At 65.7% G+C, this 7,865-nt stretch carries 8 protein-coding genes; 6 read left to right on the plus strand and 2 right to left on the minus strand.

From position 1 onward, the window contains the following. Window positions 1–63: 63 nt before the first annotated feature. Window positions 64–645 (plus strand): TniB family NTP-binding protein, encoded by a 582-nt coding sequence (locus A5788_RS00010; protein WP_231894213.1) that lies wholly within the window; start codon window positions 64–66, stop codon window positions 643–645. Between the two features lie 144 nt (window positions 646–789). Beyond that, a complete protein-coding gene (locus tag A5788_RS00015; RefSeq protein WP_064870063.1) occupies window positions 790–1,128 on the plus strand; it encodes a hypothetical protein in 339 nt (112 codons plus the stop codon). Between the two features lie 223 nt (window positions 1,129–1,351). On the opposite strand, the gene A5788_RS00025 is transcribed toward A5788_RS00015, so the two are convergent. Further along, complete coding sequence (locus A5788_RS00025) at window positions 1,352–2,623, minus strand: ISL3 family transposase (protein ID WP_197494533.1); 1,272 nt, start codon at window positions 2,621–2,623, stop codon at window positions 1,352–1,354. Window positions 2,624–2,744: 121 nt separating this feature from the next. Further along, window positions 2,745–3,767, minus strand: coding sequence for a S1C family serine protease (locus tag A5788_RS00030; protein WP_231894214.1), 1,023 nt, complete (start codon window positions 3,765–3,767; stop codon window positions 2,745–2,747). A gap of 850 nt (window positions 3,768–4,617) precedes the next feature. Between A5788_RS00030 and A5788_RS00035 the strand changes: the two genes are divergently transcribed. From A5788_RS00035 to A5788_RS00050, 4 genes are all read left to right on the plus strand, one after another. Next, window positions 4,618–5,121 carry a general stress protein gene (locus A5788_RS00035; RefSeq protein WP_005203454.1) on the plus strand — a complete coding sequence of 168 codons (504 nt, stop codon included), beginning with the start codon at window positions 4,618–4,620 and terminating at the stop codon, window positions 5,119–5,121. A gap of 3 nt (window positions 5,122–5,124) precedes the next feature. Next, a complete protein-coding gene (dnaK, locus tag A5788_RS00040; RefSeq protein WP_064870065.1) occupies window positions 5,125–7,008 on the plus strand; it encodes a molecular chaperone DnaK in 1,884 nt (627 codons plus the stop codon). 8 nt (window positions 7,009–7,016) lie between these two features. Next, window positions 7,017–7,541, plus strand: a complete 525-nt coding sequence (locus A5788_RS00045) for a nucleotide exchange factor GrpE (protein ID WP_005203457.1) — start codon at window positions 7,017–7,019, stop codon at window positions 7,539–7,541. A gap of 6 nt (window positions 7,542–7,547) precedes the next feature. After that, on the plus strand, window positions 7,548–7,865 hold a 318-nt coding region (locus A5788_RS00050), incomplete at its 3' end, for a DnaJ domain-containing protein (RefSeq protein WP_156525402.1).

The raw sequence follows: 7,865 nt of genomic DNA on the forward strand, positions 1-7,865 counted from the left end.
CTTGATCAAGTGACTACCAGGATCATATTTACGGGAAGGCACGCCCTCCCTGATCCACAGGTCTTGATCATTCCTCCCGCCGTCGACCGGGCGTCGACCTCCAAGCTGGGTGCGTTGGCCGTCGACTGTGTCACCAGCTGCGAAACCCGGTTGGTCGTGCTCGACGACCTGCACTTCGTGGACTTCAAGCATCGCAACGGCATCGAGGTGTCCAACCACCTCAAGGGTCTGGCCAACGAGATGGCGGCGACGTTCGTCTACGTCGGAGTTCAGCTCGCCGAGAAGCGGTTCTTCGATGAAGGGCAGCTCGGGGAACAGGCCGCCTACGCGCAGACCAGCCGCCGTGCCACCCGCTGCCCGGTCGCCCCGTTCGCGGTCGATACCGATCCGGGGCTGCGGAGTTGGATCAGCCTGCTCCGCACGTTGGAGGGGCACATCAAGTTGGCCGACGCCCACGAGGGGATGCTCGTCGAGCAGGCGAAGGTGTTGCACCGGCGCACACAGGGCCGGATAGCGTCGCTGACCAACCTCATCGACCGCGTCTGCTACCTGGCGATCGCCTCCGGCACCGAGACGATCACCCCGGAGTTGATCGCCGCGACCACCATCGACAATGCCGGCGAATCCGCCGCCCGCACGGCCTGACCCCACACCTTCCACCGGGCCCCCCGCGGCGCGGCTGAGGCCGAGCCGGACTGCATCTGGCAGAGGCAATGGGTGCACCCGTTGCTTCCGATCTGCCTGCGGCACCGACTGCGGTTGCAGACCCGGTGTCCCGGTTGCGGGCAGGTGCCATTCTCCGACACCACCTGGCTCGGCAGCCACGGCCCGCCATGGCACTGCCCCCAACGGTGTCCGCGCGAGAGCGCCGATCGGAAGGTGCGTCCGTTCTGCCGGCACGACTTGCGCGACGCCACCGTAATCGAGGCCAACGACGACCTGTGCACGGCCCAGCGGTATCTGACCGCGCTGGCCGAGGCCACCGACATCGACGATCCCACCTCCCGATACGACAGGACGGCCGCGACGACCCGATTCGAGGCCTTCTGCGACCTCGCCGCCGACAAAGTCGGCATCGAGGCCCTCGTCACCCTCGGCGCCCATCAGGAGCGTCAGCAAATCCGATGAGCACAGGACAGTCCACCCAGTTCGTGGCTGACCCGAAGTTGAAGTTGGTATTCCCAATTTTGTGTCCCAAGGACACGCGGACGGTAATGCTGCTCAACGCCTGCGATACCCGCAACGCTGCGGGCCGGACCGCCCGCAACACAGATCCCGCCCGCCCCGTTTTGGTCGTTCTTGGAATAGTCGTTCAGCGGCTCTCCGCATTTGAGCGGGGCGTGTGCTGATTTCATGCTGCTGGTCTCTGCCCTCGGGTGAGGGCGATGTGGACCATGATGCGCCTTCGGTAGTTGTCCATGTTGGTGAAGCCGCATCCGACACGCTTGGTTTGCTTGATGATCCGGTTGAAGCCCTCGGTGCGGGCGTTGGTCACGTCCTCGGTGAGCGCGACGAGCACCGCTGGCCACCAGGTGTCGATCGTGGTCGCCAGGCGGCTGGTTTCCTCCATGTCGGCGCGGGCGGCGGCGTCGTAGAAGTCGTACAGCCTGCGCCGGATCTGGTGCGGCTGGTGTTCGGCCAGCAGCAGGCGCAGGCGTTCCTTGACGGCATGCGCGGCGGCGATCTCGTTGGTCGGATCCTCGGCGGCGAGGGCGGCGTTGAACCGGGCCTTTTGCTTCACGGTGAGGTGCTCGTAGCCGGTGAGCAGCAGTTGCCGGCTGGCCCAGACTTTGTCGGTGGCGGTGCCGCGGCGGCCGTGCAGTTGCCGGGTGATCCGTTGACGGACCTGGGTGACCATGAGGTTGGCGAGGGCGACGAGATGCCACTTGTCGACTGCGATCCGCGCGTCCGGCAGGGCGGTGCGGATCCCGCCCGCGTACGGCGCGGACGGGTCGATCACGACCAGGTCGATGCCGGCCCGGAACGCGGGTGTCTGCAGCGCGAGCCAGTCGATCACGCACGCCCCGGAGCGTCCCGGGGGCAGCCCGAGAAGGTGCCCGGGCAGGGTGGGGTCGGCGTTGACGAACGAGGTCATCCACGGGTTCGACCGTGTCCAGCCGGCCTCTTCGAGCACCCAGCGCACCGACCGGGCGCGGGTCTCGTCGATGCCGAGCACGCGGGTGGGTTCCGGCTCGGGCAGCCACTGGTTGGCCAGTGCGATGAGCGCCCGGTGCGCGGTCGACCACGCCACCTGGTACTCGCTAGCGACCTCGCTGACGGCGCGGTTGCCCGACGCGATCGCCGAACCGATCTTCTCTCGTAGCCGGGTCGTGAGCCGCGACCGTGCCGGCACAGCGCGGGACTGCTGCGTGAATGTCGCTGTCCCACAGGCCGGTTCGCGGCACACCAAGCGCCGTTTGAGCCACCACAGATCGGTTCTTTGGCCGGAGGCAGGCAAGTCCTTGACTCGAACCAGTGGCCGCTCCTTGATCCTTGAGGTGAGCACCCCGCACTCGGGGCAGGCGCCCTCCGGGTCGATGACCTCGATGACGACACGCACCGTGTCGGCATCGATTCGTTCGAGCTGCAGGACGGTGAACTCGTCCTCCAGCCCGAGCAGCACTGACGTACCCTCGTTCATGCTCGTGGCCTCGCTGTTGTCGCGTTGTGAGAGACCAACAGCATGTCGGGGCCACGAGCCCCATTCAACTACCGGGCACCCCGCTCAAGCGCGAAGAGCCCGTTCAGCTGGCGGGGTGGTCTGTCACTGTGACCGAGATCTGCTGGGTCTCGCCACCGCGGAGCACGGTCAAATCGACTCGATCGCCCGGGTCGAGGGCACGGAGCGCCGCGATGAAGTCCTCCGCCGACTCGATGTCGTGGCCGTTGACCGCGGTGATGACATCGCCCGGCCGGATACCCGCCGTCGCAGCCGGACCGAGCGGGACGACCTCGAGGACGACGGCACCGCTGGTGCGGTCGACTGCCAGTTGTTCGGCGATCTGCGGGCTCAGCGTGCCGGGCTGAATGCCGACGTACGCATGCTGGGCAGTTCCCGAGGCCAGCAGTTGGTCTGCGACGTCGACGACATTCGCCGCGGGGATGGCGAAGCCCAGAGCCACCGCACCCGCCGACGGGGGAATGTAGGCCTGGCTCATCCCCACGACCCGCCCTTGTCCGTCGATCAGGGCACCCCCGGAGTTACCCGGCGAGATCGCGGCGTCGGTCTGGATCAGGTCGACTAGCGGCGCCCCGGTGGAAGCCGACCCGGGGATCTGACGGTGCAATCCTGAGATGATGCCCGAGGTGACCGTGGCCTCGAACCCCAGCGGACTGCCCACGACTACGGCGAGCGCGCCGACCTCTGGCAACGCTGTCTCGAACGTCGCCGCAGTCAGATCCGTGCGGTCCGCTTGAAGGACCGCGACGTCGGTCACACGATCGACGGCCCGCACGTTCGCGGACACCTGTTGCCCGTCCGCGAAGGCCACACTCACCTGCCGGGCACCCTCGACCACGTGGGCGTTGGTGACGACGGTGCCGTCGGTCTTGTAGACGATGCCGCTGCCCACACCGGACCCGGTAAGCACGGTGACGACCGAGGCCTCCACCTGCCGGACCAGTGCCGGCAGGTCTACGGCAGGTCCCGCTGAGGGCGTCAGGTGGTGGGAGCCGAGGCGCCGCATCCCGCGAGGAGGAGGACCACGATCGCGACCAGCGGCACCCAGATCGAGGAACGTACGGTCGACGGTACGCGCATCAGCCACCGCCTCCGTGAGGAATCGGTCTCCTACTTGCACCTGCCGCGAGCGGGCCCACCCGATCAACATACCCCCGGCGGCGCCCGAGACCGGTCACCGAACCGCTTCGATGCACCCAGGCAACCGGCATCGACGAACGGCAGCGCGCATGCTCCACCACTGAGAGCCAAGATGCTTCCTATCTTGTTGCGCTACCAACTTTTTCATACAATTCTAATCTGGAGCGTCTCCGATTCGGTTGCCGCCCAGTGGAATCCGGTGGGCATGGCTCCAGTGGATGGATAAACCGACCGTTTGGAAAATGGATTTCTCCCGCCGGTTCTCTCGGCGCCAGGAACTTGTCGTTCCGCCATCGAGCACCTGCTCCTGTACGTGAGCATGAAGGAACGGCTATTGCCAGCGTGTCAGCGACTGTACTGTCATTGCGGAATTCGCTTCCCGCTTTCGACTTGTGCGGGCCTTGCCACTCACCGCGTCGGCTGCGAAGATGACTGGATCGGGAGTTCTACTCGTGGACGCACCGGAGTAGTGGCCGGTACCCGGAGTTGCGTGTACCGGTCGCCTCGAGCGGGTTCCGGCGGACATCTATGCCCAGGGCAGGTATGGACGCCATTGCGCCTCTATTGTCGACGCCCGATAGGCGAATTTGCGTCGGCCCCCGACAAGGGTTAGCATCATTTCAGTGATTGCAAGCCAGGACTGTCGATAGGCGAATTGTGTTGACCGCCCGAAGGCGGATGAAGAACTCGCATTGCGGTTGGGCCGTTCGTGAGCCCAACCGGTTGTCCGAAGGCCGGGCCGTACCGGTACGCACAGGCTCGGCGAAACCCCACAACATCGACGCCGAGGGGGCGGGATGTCAGAGTCCAGTGGCGGAACCTCCGCCGTAAGTCCACACCCACCTGCTCGCCAGGTGATTGCGACATTCGACACCTATGCCGACGCCGAGAGCGCCGTCGACTACCTCTCCGACCAGCATTTCACGGTAGACAAACTGGCCATCGTCGGTCGCGACATCGAGCTGGTCGAGCAGATCGTCGGCCGATTGAACTACGGCTGGGCCGCTCTGCGCGGCGCCGCCGCGGGCGCGCTGACGGGTGCGCTGTTCGGCTGGATCTTCGGGTTACTCGATTGGGTCCAGCCGCTGCTCACGGGCCTCGCGCTCGCCTTCTACGGGTTGGTATTCGGCGCCGTTGTCGGCGCTCTGCTCGGCCTGCTCATGTATGCGCTGCAGGGCGGCCGGCGCGACTTCACCTCAATCCAGTCATTACAACCACGTCACTACGAAGTCCTCGCCGATGTCGAGGTCGCGGACGAAGCCGTCCGCTTGCTCACCGGCCGGACCGATCGAAAGGAATGAGTCATGGCGACTGCTGTGGGTATAGACCTGGGCACCACCAACTCGGTCATCGCAAGCTGGCAAGGCGGCGAGCCGGTGGTGATCTCCAATGTCGAGGGTGCGCGGACGACGCCGTCGGTGGTGGCGTTCACCGATAGCGGCGAGCGCCTGGTGGGTCAGCTGGCCCGACGGCAGGCGATCTTGAATCCGAAGGGCACGATCTACTCGGCGAAACGCTTCATCGGACGTCATTACGACGAGATCTCCGAGGAGGCCAAAGCGGTCAGCTTCGACGTCGTGCCGGGTGACAACGGTGAGGCACGATTCGACGTGCGGGGAAAGAAGTACGCGCCGGAGGAGATCAGTGCCCTCGTGCTGCGCAAGCTCGTAGATGACGCGAGCAAGTTCCTCGGTGAGAAGGTGAAGGAAGCGGTCATCACCGTTCCGGCCTATTTCAATGACGCGCAGCGCAACGCCACCAAAGACGCCGGCCGGATCGCGGGCCTCGAGGTCCTGCGGATCATCAACGAGCCGACCGCGGCGGCACTGGCGTACGGCATGGACAAGCAGACCCACGAGACCGTACTGGTCTTCGACCTCGGCGGCGGCACCTTCGATGTGAGTCTGCTCGATGTCGGCGAGGGAGTAGTCGAGGTTCGCTCGACGGCCGGCGACTCCCACCTCGGCGGAGACGACTTCGACCGACGCCTGGTGGACTACCTTGCCGACGAATTCCAGAGCGCGGAGAACATCGATCTGCGCAAGGATGCGCAGGCATTGCAACGCCTCTTCGAGGCCGCGGAGAAGGCCAAGGTCGAGTTGTCCTCGGTAACTCAAGCCCAGGTCAACTTGCCCTTCGTCACCGCAGACGCGAACGGTCCCAAACACCTCACCACCACGATCATGCGATCGAAGTTCGAGGATCTGACGGCAGATCTGGTGGAACGCTGCCTCGGTCCGGTAAAGCAGGCGATGAGCGACGCCAAGGTCACCGCCAACGACATCGACGAGGTGATCCTGGTCGGTGGTTCGACACGCATTCCGGCGGTACAGGCACTCGTTCGCCGGCTCACCGGCGGTAAGGACCCCCACATGGGCGTCAACCCGGACGAGGTCGTGGCGCTCGGTGCCGCAGTCCAGGCGGGCGTGCTCAAAGGTGAGGTCTCCGACGTACTGTTGCTCGACGTCACCCCGCTGTCCCTCGGCGTCGAGACGCAGGGCGGGGTGATGACCAAGATCATCGAGCGCAATACGACGATCCCGGCCCGGCGCAGCGAAGTGTTCTCCACGGCGGAAGACAATCAGTCCGCCGTGGACGTCGTGGTGCTGCAGGGCGAACGCGAACGGGCCGCCGACAACCGGGTGCTGGGCCGGTTCCGGCTGGAAGACATCCGACCTGCGCCACGTGGCGAGGCCCAGGTCGAAGTCACTTTCGATATCGACGCTAACGGCATCCTCAACGTCACCGCCCGCGACAAGGACACCGGCAAGGAGCAGAGCATCACGATCAGTGAGCAGGGCAACCTGGACCAGAGTGAGGTCGAGCGCATGCTTGCGGAGGCCGAACGGAACCGGGGTGAGGACGAGGAGCTGCGCAAGGCGGTCGACGCACGCAACGCGCTCGATTCGGTTGCCTACCAGGTGGAACGGCGACTCGCCGAACTCGGTGACAGTGCGCCCCCGCACGACAAGGCGCGTGCCGAGATGCTGATCGCCGACGCCAGGAAGGCTGTGAAAGACGGTGCTTCACCCTCGGAGATAGAGCCCCTGACCTCGGAGCTGCAGCAGCTGCTCTACGGGCTCGCGCCGGTCCAAGCCGGCGGCGGCGACGGACACCAGGCCGGCGGCGCAGAGGCTGCGTCGTCGGATGATGACGACGTGATCGACGCCGAGTTCGATCGGAGCTGAGGCACCTGATGGAGAGGTCTGCTGATCATTCGACGACCGAGCAGGCTACCGACGGTACCGACGGGGATCAGACCGAGACGGCGCCTGATCGCACCGACACGGGGGCCGAGTTGGCTCAACTCGAGGACCGCTGGCGCAGGGCCCTCGCAGATCTGGACAACCTGCGCAAGCGGTATGCCAAGGATCTGGATCGTGAACGCGCCGCGGAGGTGGCGAAGGTTTCCGCGGCGTGGCTGCCGGTACTGGACAATTTGGAGCTTGCGCTGGCCCATGCGGGCAGCGATCCTCAGGCCGTCGTAGAGGGTGTGAAGGCGATCCGGGATCAGGCGGTGCAGGTGCTGTCACGGTTCGGCTTCGAGCGCCACGACGAGGTCGGTGTGCCGTTCTCTCCGGAGCTCCATGAAGTGGTCAGTGTGGTGGCCCAACCCGACCTTCCCTCCGGGACCGTGGTCGAGGTCTTGCGCCCGGGCTATGGAGAGGACGGGCGGCAGTTGCGTCCCGCCGCGGTGGTCGTCAGCCGCCCCGAGGGGTGAGCACCGATGGCGCGTGACTACTACGAAGTGCTCGGGGTTTCTCGGGGCGCCGGCACCGACGAAATCCAGCAGGCCTACCGCAAGTTGGCCCGCAAGTATCACCCCGACGTGAACAAGGACCCCACTGCGGAGGACAGGTTCAAGGAGGCCAACGAGGCCTACCAGGTGTTGTCCGACCCGGACACCCGGAAACGCTACGACCGATTCGGTGACGACTTCCGGCGTGTGCCCGAGGACTACGACGAACGGGTCCGGGCAAGCGCCGGTGGGTACGGCGGCGGGTTCGGCGGCGGCGGGTACGGCGGCTGTCTCTTATACACATCT

The sequence above is a fragment of the Gordonia sp. 852002-50816_SCH5313054-c genome (assembly GCF_001665925.1).
Lineage (GTDB): Bacteria > Actinomycetota > Actinomycetes > Mycobacteriales > Mycobacteriaceae > Gordonia > Gordonia jacobaea.